Here is a 17331-nt window from a genome sequence, read left to right as displayed (position 1 = left end):
TAGATGACAGCCGTTTTGTCAGCGAAAGCCAGCGCCCCGGCGACAAAGCCGGTCGTTCTCGCCTTGCTCATTGTCTCCTTCGCGATGCCGTTCTATTTCCACCTGGGGGGGCTCAAGCTCAGCGGGTATCGGGTGATCCTGCTGCTGTTCATGTTTCCTGCGATCATCGGATGGCTGAGCGGCAAGGCCGGAAAGATCAGGGCCGTTGATATTCTGGCGATCATGTTCAGCTTTTGGTCGGCCCTGTCCATTTCTGTCAATAATGGTTTGGCGCAAATGTGGCAGTTCATCGGGATGTTCATGATCGAAACCCTGGTGCCCTATTTTATTGCCCGAACCTATATCCGGAACCTGGAATCGTTTCGGTACTTCGTGAAATGCCTGTTTCTGCTTATCCTCATTTTGCTGCCCTTTGCCTTGTTCGAATCCTTTACGGGCAAGACCCCGCTGTTGAACCTGTTCGGCAAGGTTCTAAGCGTTTATCAGAAATGGATTTTCGAACCTCGGCTTGGGTTGCTGCGGGCGCAGACAACGATGCCGCATCCCATCCTGTTCGGCGTGTTCTGCGCGCCGGCCTTCGCGCTGACCTGGTATGTGCTGGGATGGCATAAATCGTTCTTCAAGAAGGTTGGCCTGACCTCGGTAGTAGGGGGGGCGGTGTTCTTTTCCCTTTCATCGGGTGCGTTTCTGAATGTCGTCATTCAGTTGGCGCTGATGGGATGGAACTGGATTTTTAGTTTCCTCAGGAAGAAATGGAAAGTTCTGCTGAGCATATTCTGCGTTCTGTATTTCATTGCCGAGATTGGCTCGAACCGGAGTATGTTCCAGATTTTTGCAACCCATTTCACGCTGACCCCCGGTACGGCATGGGCCCGCATCCATACGTTCAATTTCGCATCCGACGATATTCTGCGAAACCCGATCTTCGGTATCGGCCTGAATGACTGGACGCGCCCCCACTGGATGGTACTGCTGAGCAGCGTCGACAATTTCTGGCTGGTGGTCACATTGCGACATGGTTTTCCGGCCCTGTTCCTTCTTGTAGGCGCGATGATTGTCACGTTCTTTAAGCTTGGCAGCAGAAATCTGACCGGGGCAATGGCGGATGCGCGCCTTGGATATCTGATTTCGCTTCTGGGCCTTTGTGTATCTGCGGTGACCGTCCATCTTTGGGATGCCACGTTCTGTTTTTTGATGTTCCTGCTGGGTGCGGGGGTCTGGTTTTTGGATGCGGATGACGGGTCCGGTCAGGATGGGGACCAGGCCCAGGCCGAGGAAGGAGGGCGAAAGATGCGGTATACCCGGTTTCCCAAGGCCCTGCCCGGAGAACTGTCTACCGGGCGTGTCGCACGCGCCCGCTAACCTGTGGTCGTCCAGCGCCGACGGGTCATGCCCAATGCGCGCCGAAAGCGGCGCGCGAGCGGCATGTGACCCGACAAGATCGCCTTCAAATCCTGATCGCTCATATCCTCGCGCAGCGATGTGCGGGGGCGTATAAATGCGTTTTTGCGCCAGATGCCTCCGTCGCTTGACCAAGCCGTAGTGTAGCCCGCATCGCGCAGCGCACGTAACACCCGTGTATCGTAGCGGCCAAAGGGAATGCCCGCTTCGACCACCGGGCAGCCGCATATCATTTCCAACTGCGCGCGGGATTCGCTGAGTTCTCGGATCAGAGCAGCGTCATCCAGTGTCGGCCAGGCAAGATGGTCAATTCCATGGCTGCCGATTGTCATATCCGCATTCTGCAAGCGACGCAGATGGTCTGCATCCAGTGATCCGGCCTGTCCGATCCGTCCGGTCAGAACAAAAAACCGGGCCCGCAGGCCTCGGGTAACAAGTGCTGGCAGGGCGATGTCATGATCCGAAAGATTGCTGTCATCGAAGGTGATGGTGAACCGGTTCGGATCAGGGTCTGCGGCGATCCGGTCCAGAACCCGCTCAAACTTGCCAACGGACAGCCAGTAGGGGGCCTCGCCCGGTTCCAGAGAGCGTTTTGGTGTTCCGATGCCGTGAAAGTTGATACCGATGGGCTTTGTCATGAGCGCAGCTTCTTCAGGCGGGCGTGAATGGTTTCGGCGATGCTGATCAGGGCAGAGCTTGCGCCGGCAGGGCGGAACTCGTACGGGCCCGCTGCGCGCAACTCTGTGCCGCCCGTGCGCAGCTTGTAACGTGTGACGGAAGGGTTGGCTTCAGGATCTATCCCGCCCAGGTCGAAATACTTCAGGCCCAGGTCGCGACAGCGCAGCATGGAATGCCACATCAGATAATGCCCGGCATTCAGGCGCCGCCCGGTGTCCAGAGTGGCCCCGAACAGATAGACGGCATTGGACCCAGCCCGTCCCAGCGTCATCGCGGCAATGTCGGCCCCGTCCTTGCGGGCAAACAGAACCTCATGGGCAAAATCAGCCCCCTCAAGGCCATAATAGAATTCTGGCGGGATATCCGGCCGAAAGCCTTTGGCTGCCTGAACCTCGGTATACATCGGATGAAACCGGTCGGCTGCCTGTGCAATCGGCACGATATCCAGATCAAGGCCGGCTTTCAGCGCATTGCGTAGGGGGTTGCGCCATTTTCCGTGCAGGGCACGCATCAGTGTATCTTCGTCCTGGGTACAATCCACGACCACGGTTCGATAGGTCGGGGATCGATCGGTGGGCAAAAACGCTTCGCTACGGGCCAGCTGATCCAACAATGCAACATCATGCCAGGGTGTGGCCGGAAACCGCAGGCGCAGGATATGCCCGCTCTCCTGAGCATACGTACGCAGTGCGGCCAGCACGGCACGCAGTGTTGCAGCGTCGGGATCAGGCCGATCGACATGCTGCACCAGCGGTCCGGCGGCAAGCCATGCAATGCCACGCCGCAGGCCAGGAACATGTTTGATGCGCAGACATGCGGCGGCAACAGGCTGCCCGTCCGGGGTGGTGAGCATCAGGAACTGTACGTCTGCCCCGATCCGGCGGGCCGCCGCGCGGGCATAGGTCAGGCTGTGTTCAAGGGTCAGGTCGCGGAACGACGCGCTGAGGGCGGGCCACTTGTCTTCAGGCAGAACCCGTGCAGAGAACTGATATGCGATCATATCCGCCTCATATTCTTGTTTTGATCCAGCTGGACCACAGCGATTTGTTTTTCAACGGGATCACGGCCCTCAGCCGGGGTGCAACCCGCCCGAACCAGAGCCTGTAATAGACCAGGTGCAACACACGCGCCCAACCAAGGCAGAGCTTCAGCAAGACAGGGGATATTCCTGATCGCCGTAAGACGATCAGGCGATGAGTGGGCACCGATTCACCGCCATAGACCAGCTTGTAACCATATGCGCCAATCCCGGCTTCGATCCGCGTCACGCCAGCGGCGATCAGCTGTTCGATCATCTGAACCAAGCCGATTTTCCCAAGGCTGAGGCGTTCCAGTTCCGGATCGGTCGATCTGGCGGGCAATCGCCAATGGCAGGTCTGTCCCGCGACCAGACAGAATTGGGTGGCAAGGGGGCCGTTTCGACCATGTTGTTCGACGAACCAGGTTTCCTGCCCCTGCTGGGTGGCGTCTGCCAGATCGCAGTAGAAGGCGGCGCTGCCAGGCCAATCCGCGAAATGGCCTCCTTTTCCAACCTCCTGCCATTGCCGGTTGTGGAAGGAGACGAAATCCCTGAACTGATGCGCATCAGGATGGACCATCCGCGTTGTCAGGCCGTGGTCATTCTGTAGATGTTTCAGATCCCGTCGATACTGACTCCGCCGTTTCTTGGACAGGTTGGCAAGATAGCCCTCAAACGTATCGGGCAGTTCAAAAACCGTATGGGTGCCAGCCGGCGTGTCGGTCAGCGCCAGCCCCGGTGCCACCCCATTGCGGATGGCTGCCAGCATGGTGCCGCGTTCCGAGGCGGGGGTGAAACTGACCAGATGCGCCCGGCCATCGCCGAGAAGGCCGTTCAGGGCCTCGGCGCAGCTGTTCTTTAGCGCGGTTTCCGTGGCGGCCAGTTGGAAAATCACCGTGTTGGGATCGGTTGCGGCCAATTTGGCGATACGGACCCTCACAGGCCCCAGCCAAACTGGATAGATCATGAACGGCAGCAAGGCGACCAGCTGCCCCTGAGCGTCATATGCCACAAGGGTCCGGAGCGTTTTACCGCGCCCAAAATGAGCCCACCAGGTCAGGACCCAGACCGGAGTGGCATAGATATCCGCGCCGGTCTGTCGGGCCAGTGCGGCCCACGCATCGGTCATGCGTTCAAGGCCGGTGACCCCATCAACCCATTTGAATGTCAGCCGGACGTCTGTGTCGGTCACTCTGTCGGCTCCTGGCTGGTCAGGTGATAGCGCAGCGAGGCCCGGGCCAGACGCCGCCGCGCGGCAGCTTCTTCCCGCTGATTTGCGACCGACATGACAAAGCGCAATACGGATGATCCCACAAACACCATCCGGCCGCGGAACAGGCCCCAAAGGCCATAATGTTTGCGCAGATAGATCATCTTGCTTTTCTGCATCTGTACGTACATCCGCGAGCGGATCTGGGCGGTGCTTTTGCCGCCTCCCTCAAGGTGCAGGATGCGCGCTTCGGGGGTGAACACGCATTTCCAGCCTGCATCGCGGATGCGACGGCACCAGTCGGCCTCTTCCGAGTAGACGAAGAATGCCTCGTCCAGAAGGCCCACGGCCTCGAAGACACGACGGGGCACAAGCATGAACATGCCCGAGACGACGTCGACCTCGCGTTGCGAACGCCGATCCCAGTCTCCGTACTCGGCGCGGGCCAGAAGCGGATTGCGCCGAGACAGGCGGTGCAGCCCAAACTCGATCAGCGCCAGGTTTCCCGGACCCGGGTCGGCAAAACAGGTGCGCTGAATGGTGGTTTCATCTTCCAGGACCTGACATCCAGCGCAGCCGACATCCGGGTGCTGATCCAGCCAGTCCAGCATGGTATCGATCGCACCATCCAGAATGATGGTATCGGGATTGAGCAACAGCAGATTGTCACCCCGTGCGATTTCCAGACCCTGATTGTTAGCCGCGGCAAATCCCCGGTTCGCGTCATTGGCGATCAAGCGAACATCAGGGAATTCGTCACGGACAAGATCGACGGATCCGTCGCTTGATGCATTGTCGACGACGATGACCTCATGCGGCTTCCGGGTCTGCCGGGAAATGGATATCAGGCAGTCCCGAAGAATGTCCCGGGTATTCCAGTTCACGATGACAATGGAAACAGCGCATTCGCTCTGCGTGCCGTGTGACGGTGAAGTCATGAAACCCTGTTCTCGTTACTCACTTACATTTTCAAATTGTTTAGCCATTGTTCTGATCTATGAATACACTCAACGTCATTAAGCGACGGCTGTTGTTAAATAGTAGCTGTGAAATTCAGAACGAATAAACCGGTATATTGAGGTATTAGTTTGGCTGTGCAGGAACTTGAAGGGCAAGATAGTGTTGCGATTGAATGCACTGAAACCCTGACCGCAGACCGGAATGCCGAATGGGTGACGTTTCTGAATGCGGCCCGGCATCAGCATCCGCGGCAATCTCCGTTGTTTATGAATTCGGAACAAAGATTGAAACGCAAGGTGATTTATGCCTCGGCGCGCCGGGATGGGGCGCTTGTGGGTGTCGCTCTGATCTCACTTGAACCGCACCCGTATCTGCCCGGCGCCTGGGCCCGGGCCCACTGCCTGAGCGGCCCGGTTTGCGACGATGCCGCCGACATGGTGACGTTTCTGGATGGCCTGTGCCGACAGCCGGGGTTTTCAAGGGTAGGCAGCCTGACTGTCACCCCGTTCTGGACCGAAGAAGAGGCCGACACACTGGATGCCGCGCTGTCTTGTGCAGGTTGGCGCGTGGCTGAAGAAGATCAGTTTCGTGAAACCGGATGGGTCGACATATCGGTCACGAGCGAAGAGATCATGGCGGCGTTTTCCAAAAGCGCCCGTCGCGAGGTCAGGCGCGCCGAACGGCAGGGCGTGACGTTCCGAAGCGCGCAGACCCCGGAAGAGTTCCGCATTTTTCTCGAGAGCATGAACCGGTTGCGCGTTTCGCGCAGGCTGCCCGAGCTGAGCCTTCCCGCCTATGAGGCGATGTTTGAAGATGTATTGCGGCCCGATGAAATTGGCACCGTGATCATGGCCTGGCAGCAGGAGGCCTTTCTTGCCGGGCTTTTGGTGTATCGCAGCAGGGACATTGTGCACGGCCGGCATTTCACCACCGAGCCGGATCATCTGCGGGCGGCGGGCAATCTGCGTATCGCCCCGGCCTTGTGGTTGGAGGCCATGAGATGGGCCAAGGGCAAGGGCTGTAGCACCTTGGATGTCGAGGGCTATCACGTACCGGTTTCGGGCGAGAAGAAGTTCAACATTCACAAGTACAAGTCAGAGTTCAATCCGCGTGTCGTGCAGCGGATTTCAGCACGTGAAAAGGTGTTGAACCGGTCTGTGTACCTGACGGGAAATGCGCGTGATCTGATCCGGGGGCAGTTGAAAAAGCTCAAGAGGGCAGCGGCGGGTTAGGTCCCTGAACGATTGGTAAGGCGAAGTATGAATCTGGCCAAGAAAGGCAAATTGCAACTGATCCGGGGGGCCGCGCGACGTGGGCCGGTTGTTCTTGTCCGGCAGCTTTGGCTGGCCCTGATGGACAGCTTTGTGCGCAAACGCCATCTGGTATTCCGGCTGGGCGCGACCAGTTGTGCTGCCCACTCACAAGCCGGGCAGGACGCGCAACAGGTGCGGGAAATCCGATCACGCGAAGACCTTACCAGGGACGAACTGGCCAGCCTGACGGACCCTGAGGCGGCGCATGACTGGGGAATGCTGGAATGGCTGGACGCCGGGTGGCAGCTTTGGGTGCTGACGGAAGAGGGGCGCATCCAGGCGGTGGCCTGGGTTAGGGATGCCGCGCATAGCCGCGATTTCTTTGTGCCCCTCACTGATACGGAAGAGCTGTTCTGGCATGTTTATGTCCTGCCGCAATACCGCGGCAGAAATTTGCAGGGCCGGCTTTGGGACGCGATTGTTGCCAGCAAAATATCCGCAGGAATCGACGGGTTTTATACCAATTGCCGGGATTACAATTTACCTTCCAGGCTCAATATCCTGAAAACGGGGTTTTCACCGGTTGGGCACTGTAATGAATACCGCCTGACACATCATCGGACTTGGCGGCAGTATTGAAATGCGGGGTTGGCATGAGCAGCAACACACATGAGACCACGCTTTATTGCGGCGACCCGCCCATGCAGTTTGCCAATCTGTTTCGCCGGGACCCGGCAGGCGGATATACAGCCCTGTTTCGGAATCGCCCGGTTTTCTGGAGTTTCAATACCCGCGTGGCGATCCGGGCCGCCTGTGATCTTTTGGCCTTGCAGCCCGGGGACGAGGTTTTGGTGCCAGCCTATAATTGCGGCTCAGAGGTTGACCCGCTGATTGACGCGGGTCTTTCGGTCCGGCTGTATCCTGTCTCAGACAATTTACTGGCTGATCCGGATCGCATTGCACCGCTTATCACGAAGCGCACGCGGGCGATTTACGTGACGCATTACTTCGGCGTGATCCAACCCTCACTGACCGGGCTGCGGGCGCTGTGTGACCGGCACGGGTTGCGGTTGATCGAAGATTGCGCGCTGAGCCTGCTGAGTGGTCAGACCCCCGCCGAAGGCCGGGTGGGTGACGTTTCGGTCTTCTGTTTTTACAAGTTTGTTCCGGTTTTGGGCGGCGGCGCCTTGGTGATCAACGCGCCGGATCTGCATGCTGAGCATCCGTTTACACGCCCGCCCCCCCGCAAGATGGTCACCAAGATGCTGCTGCGGGCCGGGCTGGGCAATGTGCTTGGTACAGCGCGCCTGAAAGGGCTGGTGCAAGCGTTGCGGGGCGGCGAACAAATACCCGTGGACATGTGCCCTGAGAGAGAACTGGAAGATATTCCAAGCCATTACTACTTTGATCCGGCTCTGCGCAGTACCCGCATGAGCGCGTTTGCGGCCCGCCCCTTGCGGGCGTTTTCCGTATCCGAGGCCATCGCAACGCGCCGGGCAAACTGGGAAAGGTACCGTGAACTTCTGACTGATGTCGCGGGTGTGCGCATGCTTGTGCCCGAGCTGACGGTCGACACCTGCCCGCTGAACATGCCGGTGTTGGTGGAGGAGCGCGACCGTGTCGTGCAGGCTTTGCAACACGGCGGGATCGGGGCAACACCTTGGTGGGCGGGATTCAACCGTAATCTCGACTGGACCGGACAGGCCGAAGCGATGGCGCTTAAGAATGACGCCGTGTCACTGCCGCTGCACCAGTATCTTTCCGAGGCGCATGTTGATTACATCGTCTCGGAACTGAAGCGGGCATTGCAGGGGTGAGTGTGTCTCAGGACACCCTGGCGACAATCCTGTTGCGCAGTTTCGATGCGAGTTCGAGCGTCAGGCTTTCAAATCCCTTTGGGCGCCCCGACAGCTGCCAAAGCAACAGATGGGTCGCGATATAGGTGAACACGCCGACGATGACCTTGACGGCAAAGCGGATGCGCAGCAGGGGCAGGTCTTCGGCTGAATCGTAAGCCCAGCCGATTGCGTCGCCACTGCCATAGGCGCTGCTGACGATGAGAACCGCGGTGACCATTGCGATGGCCGCGGCGAAGGTGCGCCAGGCCATGAGAATGGGTGTAAGAAGCCCCCCGGTTCCAAAATCCTTGGCCATGACCAGCGCCAGGCCAATCGCGAACAGGCTGGCTGCGCCGGATCCGAGGATCGCGCCCACAAATCCATAGTTGGATCCCAGCAGCACCAGTATGGTTGTTACGACCAGCAGGATACTGTTGCGCAGGCACAGCCGTTTCGTGTCACCCTGCACATAGCTTGCCGAACGGACATTGGCTTGTAGCGTTTCAATGGCCTTGAGCGGGGCGAGCACCCAGATGACCTGAGAGGCTGCCAGCCATTCATATCCGGCCACCACGACGATCAGGTGATTTGCGACCAGCGCCATTCCGACACTGACGGGAATGATGATGCCCAGCAGAATGGCATTGGCCTGTTCAAAGGCTTCGCGGTCGTTGCCCTGAGTTCTGGAGATGCTGGCGAGCCCGGGATAGATCACCCGCTCAAGTGGCCCGATGACCTGGCTGGTGAACAGCGACACAAGGCGAAAGCCGATTCTGAAAATACCCGCATCCGCCAGCCCCAACGTGGCTCCGATAATGATTTGCGGCATGTTGGTCGTCAGGAATTGCGTGATCTGTGCGCCCAGTGACCATGATGATACGTCGATACAGTCATGCCAGCATCTGAGCGTCAGCTGGGGCCGCATCGGTGCGACGGAAAAGGACCAGATGACGCGTGCGACCTGAGTCAGGAAATTGGCTGCCACAATGGCCCAGAAATCGCGCCAGAACCAGGCAAGGCATACTGCGAACAACGTATATGTGATGCGGCTGATGGCTTCTTCACCAGCCACGAATCCAAACCTGAGATCCCTTTCCAGCAAGGGAAACCGTGTGCTTTTGAGCGAACTGACGATGGCGATCAGGCATAGGGCGGGTATCAGCTCGGTCAGGGCAGGCAAGCCCAGAAACCCCATCAGGGGTGCACTGATCCAGATCAGGCCAGCGGCGGAAGTGCCCAGCAACAGCTGCATCGTGAAAACTGTATTGAGGTGCGCTTCGGTTACCTCGGGTTGCCGGATCAGGGTCATGGAAATCGCCCGCTGCGCGATTTCAAGCAAGGCCACTGCGATGACGAAATAGGCGATTACACCGAAACCCGTCGGGGTCAGCAGGCGGGCAGTGACGATAAGCGTCAGCAGACCAAGAAACTGGCTGAAAACACCCGACGCAAACAGTGCTGCGGCCCCGACGACAAGGGGTGAGCCGCGCGGGACTGCGGCACCGGTCGGTTCGGATTTAGGCGAAGGCTTCAACAGCTTTGTCTTTCCACATTCAAAACAAACAACAGAATACCGGGTTAGTGTTTCCTTTTTATCTCCTCTCTCAGGTATTCCAACCAGATAGAGAAGTGCCGTTCTGGCAATTGGGCGGGGTCGCTGTTACTCAAGGAAGACCGCGCTTTTTTATGTCGAAATCACATGATTTTCTTTCAATGTCAGAAGGTTGTTTCATACTCGGTGATACCTGCGGGTCTAGTGTCCGAAAGTTATCTGCTGTTTCAAGGAGAATTTCTGGCCCAGTGTCTCAGATCAGGCTCCTCATGGGCAAGCGCGTCAAGTATGTGATGCCTGATATGTGTCCGGTGGCGGCCAGTGCCCGGAAGCCGGGGTTCAAAATGGTGTAATGGTATGAAGATTGCGATTTTTGGTCTGGGATATGTGGGGTTCACAGCAGCATGCTGTCTGACCCGTGAGGGGCATGAGGTGATCGGCGTCGATGTAAATGCCGACAAGGTCTCGGAAATCAATGCCGGGCAGCCTCCGATCAAGGAACCCAAGGTGGCCGAACTGCTGACCGAGGCGCTTGCAAAGAACCTGATCCGCGCCACGGTTGAAATCCCCGACCTGTCGGATGTGGATCTGGCCATCGTTTGCGTCGGCACGCCCAGTTCCACTGACGGGTCGCACAACATGAATTTCGTGGCCGAGGTGACGCGGCAGATTGCCAAGGCCGTTTCGCCCGACCGCGCGCGACCGCTGACCGTGGCGTACCGATCCACCTTCCGGCCGGGCACGGTGCGGCAGCTGATCGAGCCGATCTTCCAAAGCTATCTGGGCGATCGGACGGGTCAGGCGATCGAGATTGTCTATAACCCCGAATTCCTGCGCGAGGCTTCGGCGGTGGATGATTTCTTCAACCCGCCCAAGATCGTTGTGGGCACCGCCGATGGCAACCGCTCGGCCGTGATGGACGAGATGCACGAAGGCCTGAATGCGCCGGTGTTCTATACCGCGTTCGAAGAGGCCGAGATCACCAAATTCGTCGACAACACCTGGCACGCCACCAAGGTGGCCTTTGCCAATGAGGTGGGCCGCATCTGTCACAGCATGGGCGTGTCGGCAAAAACCATGCACGAGATTTTCGTCTCGGACACCAAGCTGAACATCTCGGCCTATTACACCCGTCCGGGGGGCGCGTTCGGGGGGTCCTGCCTGCCCAAGGATGTGCGTGCGCTGCAACATATCGCCGGTGAGGTGGGGGCGCATACGCATCTGATCGACAGCCTGTTGCAGACCAACCAGGCGCATAAAACCTATCAGGCGCAGGATATCATGGCGCGGCTACCCGAAGGGGGCCGGGTGCTGATGGCGGGGCTGGCCTTCAAGGCCGGAACCGATGATCTGCGCGAAAGCCCCAATGTCGATATCGCCCGGCGGCTGTTGCAGGCGGGCTATCAGCTGTCGGTCTATGATCCGGCCATCAAACCGGCCGATCTGCGGGGACAGAACCTTGGTTATGCCTTTACCCACCTGCCCAACGTGGGCAGCCTGCTGGTGGATCGCGCCACGGCCGAGGCCGGGCCTTGGGATCTGGTGGTCGGCTCGAACCGGATCGTGAATGATCTGAACCTGGGTGATGCAGAGGTGGTAAGAACCTATGAATATGACTAGCCCTGCACCCGCCGTTCAGCCGATTTCATTCGAAGAGCTGCGCCAGAGCCAGCCCCTGAAGGGCCTCAAGGTTCTGATCGTGGTGGAAAACCTGCCCGTCCCCTTTGACCGCCGTGTCTGGATGGAGGCGCGCACGCTGGCCGCGGCCGGCGCGCTGGTCTCGGTTATCTGCCCCACCGGCAAGGGCCATGAGGAACGCGTGTGGGAAGATGAAGGCATCAAGGTCTATCGCCACCCGCTGCCTTTGGATGCCAGTGGCGCGCTGGGGTATCTGCTGGAATACGGCGCGGCGCTGTTCTGGGAAAGCTGGCTGTCTCTGAAGATCAAATTCACCCGCGGTTTTCACGTCATCCATGGCTGCAACCCGCCCGATCTGATCTTTCTGGTGGCGCTGCCCTTCAAGCTGTTTGGCGTGCGTTATCTGTTCGATCACCACGACATCAACCCTGAGCTTTACGAGGCCAAGTTCGACAAGCGCGGCTTTTTCTGGAAGCTGATGAAGATGTTCGAACGGCTGACCTTTGCCTCGGCCCGTGTGTCGATTGCCACCAATGAAAGCTATCGCAAGATCGCCATCGAACGCGGCGGCATGGCGCCCGAGGATGTGTTTGTCGTCCGCTCGGGCCCCGACCTCAGCCGGTTGCAGCATCTGCCGCCGAACCCGGCCTGGCGCAACGGGCGGAAATACATGGTGGGTTATGTCGGTGTGATGGGTGATCAGGAAGGGATCGACCTGCTGCTGGAATCCGTGGCGCATCTGGTCAAGGTTCAGGGCCGCGACGATATCCAGTTCTGCCTTGTGGGCGGGGGGCCCAGCCTGGACAAGCTGCGCGAACAATCTGCTGAAATGGGTCTGTCGGACTATGTCACCTTCACCGGCCGCGCCCCGGATCGGGATCTGTTCGAGATCCTGTCGACCGCCGATGTCTGCGTGAACCCGGACCGGGTGAACGAGATGAATGACAAATCCACCATGAACAAGATCCTTGAATACATGGCCTTCGAAAAACCCATCGTTCAGTTCGACGTGACCGAGGGGCGGTTCTCGGCGCAGGAGGCCTCGCTTTATGCAAAGGCCAACGATCCGGTGGATATGGCCGACAAGATCACCGAATTGCTGGCCGATGACGAACGTCGCGCCGTCATGGGCCGCTATGGCCGCGCCCGGGTCGAATCCGAGATGGCCTGGCCCCATCAGGTGCCCGCGCTGATCGCGGCGTATCAGCGGATCTGGAAGGGGTAAGGTCTGCTATTCAGCAGCCTGTTTGGTCTTCAGGGGCTTTTGAGCCTTCCGGTGCCGCAATTGCATGGCTGGGGCCTCAACATAATGCCATGACAGCATCGCGCAGATCATCGTTAGTGGAAATGATATGACCATGTTGACGATAGGGGTGGTGACCCCGGCCTGCGCCACCAACTGCTGGATGGGAAAGGCATAAATGTAGACACCGTAGGAATAGTCGCCCAGCTTGTTGTAATGCAGCAGCAGAGGCGTTTTCGCGTAACCCAAGAAAAACACCATATATGACAGGCAGACAGCAAAGACCGGCAGAAACAGCGGTGTGAACCAGGCCACAATGGACAGCGCCGTTGCCGTGATGAACAGGATCGGGGACAGCGGGATGTGCTGGCGCCAGATATAAAAGATCATCCCCGTGAGAAAGGGGAGTCCAAGCCGGGTGAGCTGCTCGATGCGCGGGTTCAGATCGGTCACCATGGCCACCGCATAGACGACCAGGAACAGCAGGGTAACAACCGCAAAGATTTTTTTCCGACCCAGAATGCCGAGGATGCCGCAGATCAATACACCGATATAGCAGGTGACCTCGTAAGACAGCGACCAGAGTGAGCCGTTGACTGCCGGGCCGTACGGGTTGGATTCGAACACGCCGGGCAACACGTATTGAATCTTGAACAGCAGCATGTTGCGCACAAAAAATTCCCCGGCCTGCGCCCAGAAAACGGATGCAGGGGCCTGTGTCAGTATGAACCCGGCAACCAAGAGCGTAATCCCTGTCACGACCGCAAGTGCCGGAAACAGACGCAGCGCGCGGGCGATCAGAAATGAACTGGCAGAGCGTTTTCTATCGAAGCTGCGTGTGATGAAGAATCCTGAAATGGCGAAGAAGATCCATACGCACACCATGCCCAGGGACAGCCCGTGAAGAGCAGTTTCAAACGGTTGACCAACCGCGCCACCCCAACTGAGCGGATAGGCGTGCGATACAAGCACGCCGCTGGCGGCAAGAATCCGGATCAGGTTGAAATTGTTGTCCCGCCCGTCTGCCCGGTCCGCGATATAGCAGCGCGCAGGATTGCCCGAGGCTGCATGCGCATCCTGGTCTTTCATCCGCGAGTCCTCTGGGTTGGTGGCGTAAACATATGGGTCCGCAATTATTTGGAAGTTATCCTTTGATACAATATCCACGGTTCAGTTGCTGCAAGTATCTCGAAACCCGGAACCTGTGGCGGAAACGATTCCGTGGAACATGTCACGATTGTATCGGCTTTGGCGTTCGATAATGCATTCAAGGCCGATGGCAGCGTGTGATTGGCCTCCAGCGCAATTTTCTGAACTGCGCCTTGCACACTGGCTAACGGCCCAACTATCCGCAGCGGTTGCTGTGTGGGGTTGGCAAAGGTCGGAACTGCTGTACCGTTGAAGATCATGAGAAAGGACAAGGGTCTGCAACTGGGCTTGAAAACCCACGAGTCCTTTGCGTCTTCCACATAAGCCCCGGCGCCCAGACTGCGCGTGTCGTGGAGGTTCAACGCCTCAAGATAAGAGGCGTAAATTTTGCCATCCTGATACCACCCGACGGTCAACATCAGATTGCGCAACAGAAACAGCCCGGCGATCGCCGCAACAGCTATTTGTTGTGATCGCAGCCTGGCGCTGGGATTCAGAGACAGGCTGGCGGCCAGAAGGGCCAGCATCAGAAGCGGGATCCGCTCACTCAGATGTCCGACGCCGAACAGGTTCGGAGGGGTTATCAGGATCAGCAAACCGCACAGCGCCACGGCAAGCTTCATACGCCGGTCGATCCGCCATATCCCGGTGATGAGGCCACCGATCAGCACGCCCCATAACAGGACGCCAAAACCCCAGTCGAACGTGCGCCATGTGGATTCAGCCACGCGCAGGAACCCGTCAACGCGCAGATAGGCCTCGGTGCTCAGGCGTGCCCACAATGTTCCTTGCTCGGCATGAGCCAGTAGGTTCGAGACAGGCGTGGCGACGCCTCCGCTTGCGGTTTTCGTTTGCAGGAAGATCACGGCCGGTGCGATGGCGATCGATGCAAGTCTTGCGGCTTTACGCAACAAAACCGGTAGCCCGGGATAGCCTGATCGGAACGCAAGCGACAGTTCGACCATACCCAGCAGCAGCCCCCACAGCGCAAAGGCCAGCCCGTGAATGAAAAACAGGATCAGCCCCAGGCAAGCCGTGACAGCCAGTTGCCGGACGGGGCGGTCCTGTGTCGCAATCCAGTATCCGATTGCGCCCAGCAGAACCCCCAACCCAAGCAGGAAATTCGAAAAACCCCAGATCAGGATATGGTTATACGCCACCAAACCGGCCAGAAATACGGTCAGTGCCGAGAGGCGGCCGTGCAGAACACGTGACAGGTACAAAATTCCCGCGAACGGGGCCGCAATGATCAGGCCAGCGATCAGCTTGGCACCCAAAAGCGGGGGCAGCACTTTCATGATACCCGCGCCCAGAACATCCAGCCCGAGATTGGGCAGCAGTTGCCAAGCCGCCTCATAGTTCTGTTGCAGTGTGGTCGAGTCCGGAAGATTGGCCAAAATGTAGTAACGGGCGATATGAGCGTAGAAATCCGTCAGTGGCAGAACGGGTGTCACGCACAAGGGGATAAGGCTGGCAAGCAGAGTCAGTGCCAGAACTGGTCGCAGAGAACGGCTTTGAGGTGTCGTAATCATTTCTGCCGCAGGCACTTTTCTAACCATATACTAGAAACTAAAAACTGATCCATCAGGTACCGATAGCACATCATTGTGCAATCTATTTTTCTTATCGCGACCACTCAAAATCCAACTGCGATGACTTGGCGTCAAAGGCTTAGAAGCCTGAGCGCCGAATTTCCTCCTCAAAACGGTACAAAGCGGGGCAGGCGGTTCAGGCTTGGCTCCATGAAACGTTGCAACCTTGCATCCGCATCCGCTTCGGTTTCACCGGGCAGGATGGGGGTCACAAACCGGACCAGAGCGCCATCGGTGCGCCCCATGGTGAAGCCGTCCTGAATAACGCTCATCTTGGCGCGGAAATCATTGACCATACGCTTGCCGCGCTGTTCGAACCAGTAATAGACCAGCTGTTTTGACAGCTCTTTCTGGATCACGGCGCGGTTGACCGTAAAGCGGCCATAAGGCGTGTTGCCGGGGTTGATCTCATACGGTTCAAGGCTGAAGATTTCCCAACCGCCCACCGGCAGGCACACTTCGGGCGAATGGATGCCGTCGCCGTCGGTCTGCTTGTCGTAAAAGGCCACGAACATGTTCACGAAATCGCCCGATCCGGTGTTGATATAGGTGGCATTGAGGTAATCGCTGGCACCCAGAACCTGTTCTACCTGTGGATCCAACGTGGTGGGCGACCCGGACCAGGGGCCAAGCTGCCGTGGATACAGTACAAACGGGTCACGTTCCACAGGCCGCACTTCGGAAGCGGGCCGCAGGGTCCAGGCGGTTGAAACCGTAAGCGTCAGAAGGGCCGCAACCGCCAGCGCCACCGATGCGCGAATGCCAAAGATACGCAAGGCAACAGAACCCAGCCCCTGGGTATCCAGATCAATGGTCTCGGCAAAGGGTTGCGGATTCGGCGCCAGGCGCTGCAAGCCGATGGCCATCAGGAACAGAATGGCGACGCAGAGCAGGAAGATGATCCAGCCTTCAAAGAAATGCATGAAGCCTTCAGCCTGCTCGATGCCGTGCTGATTAACCAGCACGCCGATCACGCCAATGCGGATCGAGTTCATCAGCACGGTCAGAGGGGCCGCCGAAACCAGCAAAACCACCTTGTGCCAGATCGGGCCACGGTAAAGCAGGGCAAAGAGATACGAGAAGCTCAGGATCGGGAACAGATAGCGCAGCCCGGAACAGGCCTCGGCCACCTGCAGTTTGTAGACCCCCAGATCGATGATGTTGCCTTCGATGAAAACCGAAACACCGGCCATCTGCACGAACCAGACGCCCAGTTCGGACGAAATCCATTGCAGGAAGATCGTGAGCTTCCAATAGACGAACTGCGGCAGCGGCAGCATGAACACCAGATGCAGCACGGGCAGCTGGTGGTATTTGCCCCGCTGCCAGCCGAACACGGTCAGCATGACGCCGCCCACCCAGATGATCATGGCATAGGTGACGATATCGGGAATACGGGCCAGGTTGCCCAGAATGGCGATGATCAGGGCCACGGCAATCACAAGCACGCCCGGCCAGCGATCATGCACAACCGGGTTGGGGGGCGGCATATCCCGCAATTCACGCAGGAACAGATACAGCGAGATGATCGGGATCAGCGGGCCATGGCTGTATTCGGGGGTGCTCCAGGCGGCGCCCAGAGACACGATCCCGATCCAGAAGACGGGTACCGATCCAAGCAGCAGCAGGACAAACCAGAACAGCCCGACGGTGTTCAGGACCGGCAAGCCTCTTCTGGCCGCTTCAAGGATATTACTGCGGCTGTTTTTCGAATCGAGGTGATGCATCACGGTCCATCATGCACAATAAGGTGTGGCCTGAAATTATGACGGCTCAAGTTCCCGCTATTTTGATCCGTT

General features: G+C 58.2%; 14 protein-coding genes. 6 read left to right on the top strand and 8 right to left on the bottom strand.

The features are described from left to right. The first annotated feature begins 3 nt into the window (after positions 1–3). Positions 4–1362, top strand: coding sequence for a hypothetical protein (locus I9184_RS19715; RefSeq protein ID WP_209835503.1), 1359 nt, complete (start codon positions 4–6; stop codon positions 1360–1362). On the opposite strand, the gene I9184_RS19710 is transcribed toward I9184_RS19715, so the two are convergent. Genes I9184_RS19710 through I9184_RS19695 form a run of 4 tightly spaced genes read right to left on the bottom strand, consistent with a single transcriptional unit; the run spans position 1359 to position 5245 of the window. Continuing rightward, positions 1359–2039, bottom strand: a complete 681-nt coding sequence (locus tag I9184_RS19710; RefSeq protein WP_209835502.1) for a polysaccharide deacetylase family protein — start codon at positions 2037–2039, stop codon at positions 1359–1361. The genes I9184_RS19715 and I9184_RS19710 overlap by 4 nt on opposite strands. Then, positions 2036–3079 (bottom strand): GNAT family N-acetyltransferase, encoded by a 1044-nt coding sequence (locus I9184_RS19705; RefSeq protein WP_209835501.1) that lies wholly within the window; start codon positions 3077–3079, stop codon positions 2036–2038. The genes I9184_RS19710 and I9184_RS19705 overlap by 4 nt, the downstream gene beginning before the upstream one ends. Positions 3080–3086: 7 nt before the next feature. Further along, positions 3087–4289, bottom strand: a complete 1203-nt coding sequence (locus I9184_RS21170; protein ID WP_209835500.1) for a GNAT family N-acetyltransferase — start codon at positions 4287–4289, stop codon at positions 3087–3089. Beyond that, positions 4286–5245 carry a glycosyltransferase family 2 protein gene (locus tag I9184_RS19695; RefSeq protein WP_209835499.1) on the bottom strand — a complete coding sequence of 320 codons (960 nt, stop codon included), beginning with the start codon at positions 5243–5245 and terminating at the stop codon, positions 4286–4288. Before I9184_RS19695 ends, I9184_RS21170 begins: the two co-directional genes overlap by 4 nt. Positions 5246–5401: 156 nt before the next feature. Between I9184_RS19695 and I9184_RS19690 the strand changes: the two genes are divergently transcribed. Genes I9184_RS19690 through I9184_RS19680 form a run of 3 tightly spaced genes read left to right on the top strand, consistent with a single transcriptional unit; the run spans position 5402 to position 8337 of the window. Continuing rightward, positions 5402–6499 (top strand): GNAT family N-acetyltransferase, encoded by a 1098-nt coding sequence (locus tag I9184_RS19690; protein WP_348539553.1) that lies wholly within the window; start codon positions 5402–5404, stop codon positions 6497–6499. A gap of 27 nt (positions 6500–6526) precedes the next feature. After that, positions 6527–7159, top strand: coding sequence for a hypothetical protein (locus tag I9184_RS19685; protein WP_171637889.1), 633 nt, complete (start codon positions 6527–6529; stop codon positions 7157–7159). A gap of 14 nt (positions 7160–7173) precedes the next feature. Beyond that, positions 7174–8337 carry a DegT/DnrJ/EryC1/StrS family aminotransferase gene (locus I9184_RS19680; protein WP_171637891.1) on the top strand — a complete coding sequence of 388 codons (1164 nt, stop codon included), beginning with the start codon at positions 7174–7176 and terminating at the stop codon, positions 8335–8337. 7 nt (positions 8338–8344) lie between these two features. Here I9184_RS19680 and I9184_RS19675 read toward each other — a convergent pair whose 3' ends face one another. Further along, positions 8345–9892: an oligosaccharide flippase family protein gene (locus tag I9184_RS19675; RefSeq protein WP_209835497.1), complete on the bottom strand. Its 1548-nt coding sequence runs from the start codon at positions 9890–9892 to the stop codon at positions 8345–8347. A gap of 375 nt (positions 9893–10267) precedes the next feature. Between I9184_RS19675 and I9184_RS19670 the strand changes: the two genes are divergently transcribed. After that, positions 10268–11530, top strand: a complete 1263-nt coding sequence (locus tag I9184_RS19670; protein ID WP_209835496.1) for a nucleotide sugar dehydrogenase — start codon at positions 10268–10270, stop codon at positions 11528–11530. Continuing rightward, entirely contained in the window at positions 11517–12773 is a 1257-nt protein-coding gene (locus I9184_RS19665) for a glycosyltransferase family 4 protein (RefSeq protein WP_245218225.1), read from the top strand. Before I9184_RS19670 ends, I9184_RS19665 begins: the two co-directional genes overlap by 14 nt. Before the next feature lie 6 nt (positions 12774–12779). Here the strand turns inward: I9184_RS19665 and I9184_RS19660 are convergent, their stop codons facing one another. The 3 genes from I9184_RS19660 to xrtD all read right to left on the bottom strand — a co-directional run bounded on the left by I9184_RS19660 (position 12780) and on the right by xrtD (position 17259). Next, complete coding sequence (locus I9184_RS19660; protein ID WP_209835495.1) at positions 12780–13880, bottom strand: acyltransferase; 1101 nt, start codon at positions 13878–13880, stop codon at positions 12780–12782. 44 nt (positions 13881–13924) lie between these two features. Beyond that, complete coding sequence (locus I9184_RS19655) at positions 13925–15472, bottom strand: hypothetical protein (protein WP_209835494.1); 1548 nt, start codon at positions 15470–15472, stop codon at positions 13925–13927. A gap of 167 nt (positions 15473–15639) precedes the next feature. After that, positions 15640–17259 carry a VPLPA-CTERM-specific exosortase XrtD gene (gene xrtD, locus I9184_RS19650; protein WP_209835493.1) on the bottom strand — a complete coding sequence of 540 codons (1620 nt, stop codon included), beginning with the start codon at positions 17257–17259 and terminating at the stop codon, positions 15640–15642. Positions 17260–17331: the final 72 nt, after the last annotated feature.

This window comes from Ruegeria sp. HKCCE3926 (assembly GCF_017872515.1).
In the GTDB taxonomy this organism is placed as follows: Bacteria; Pseudomonadota; Alphaproteobacteria; order Rhodobacterales; family Rhodobacteraceae; genus Ruegeria.
Note: the sequence above shows the minus strand (reverse complement) of the source record. Positions and strands in the feature narration are given on the sequence as shown.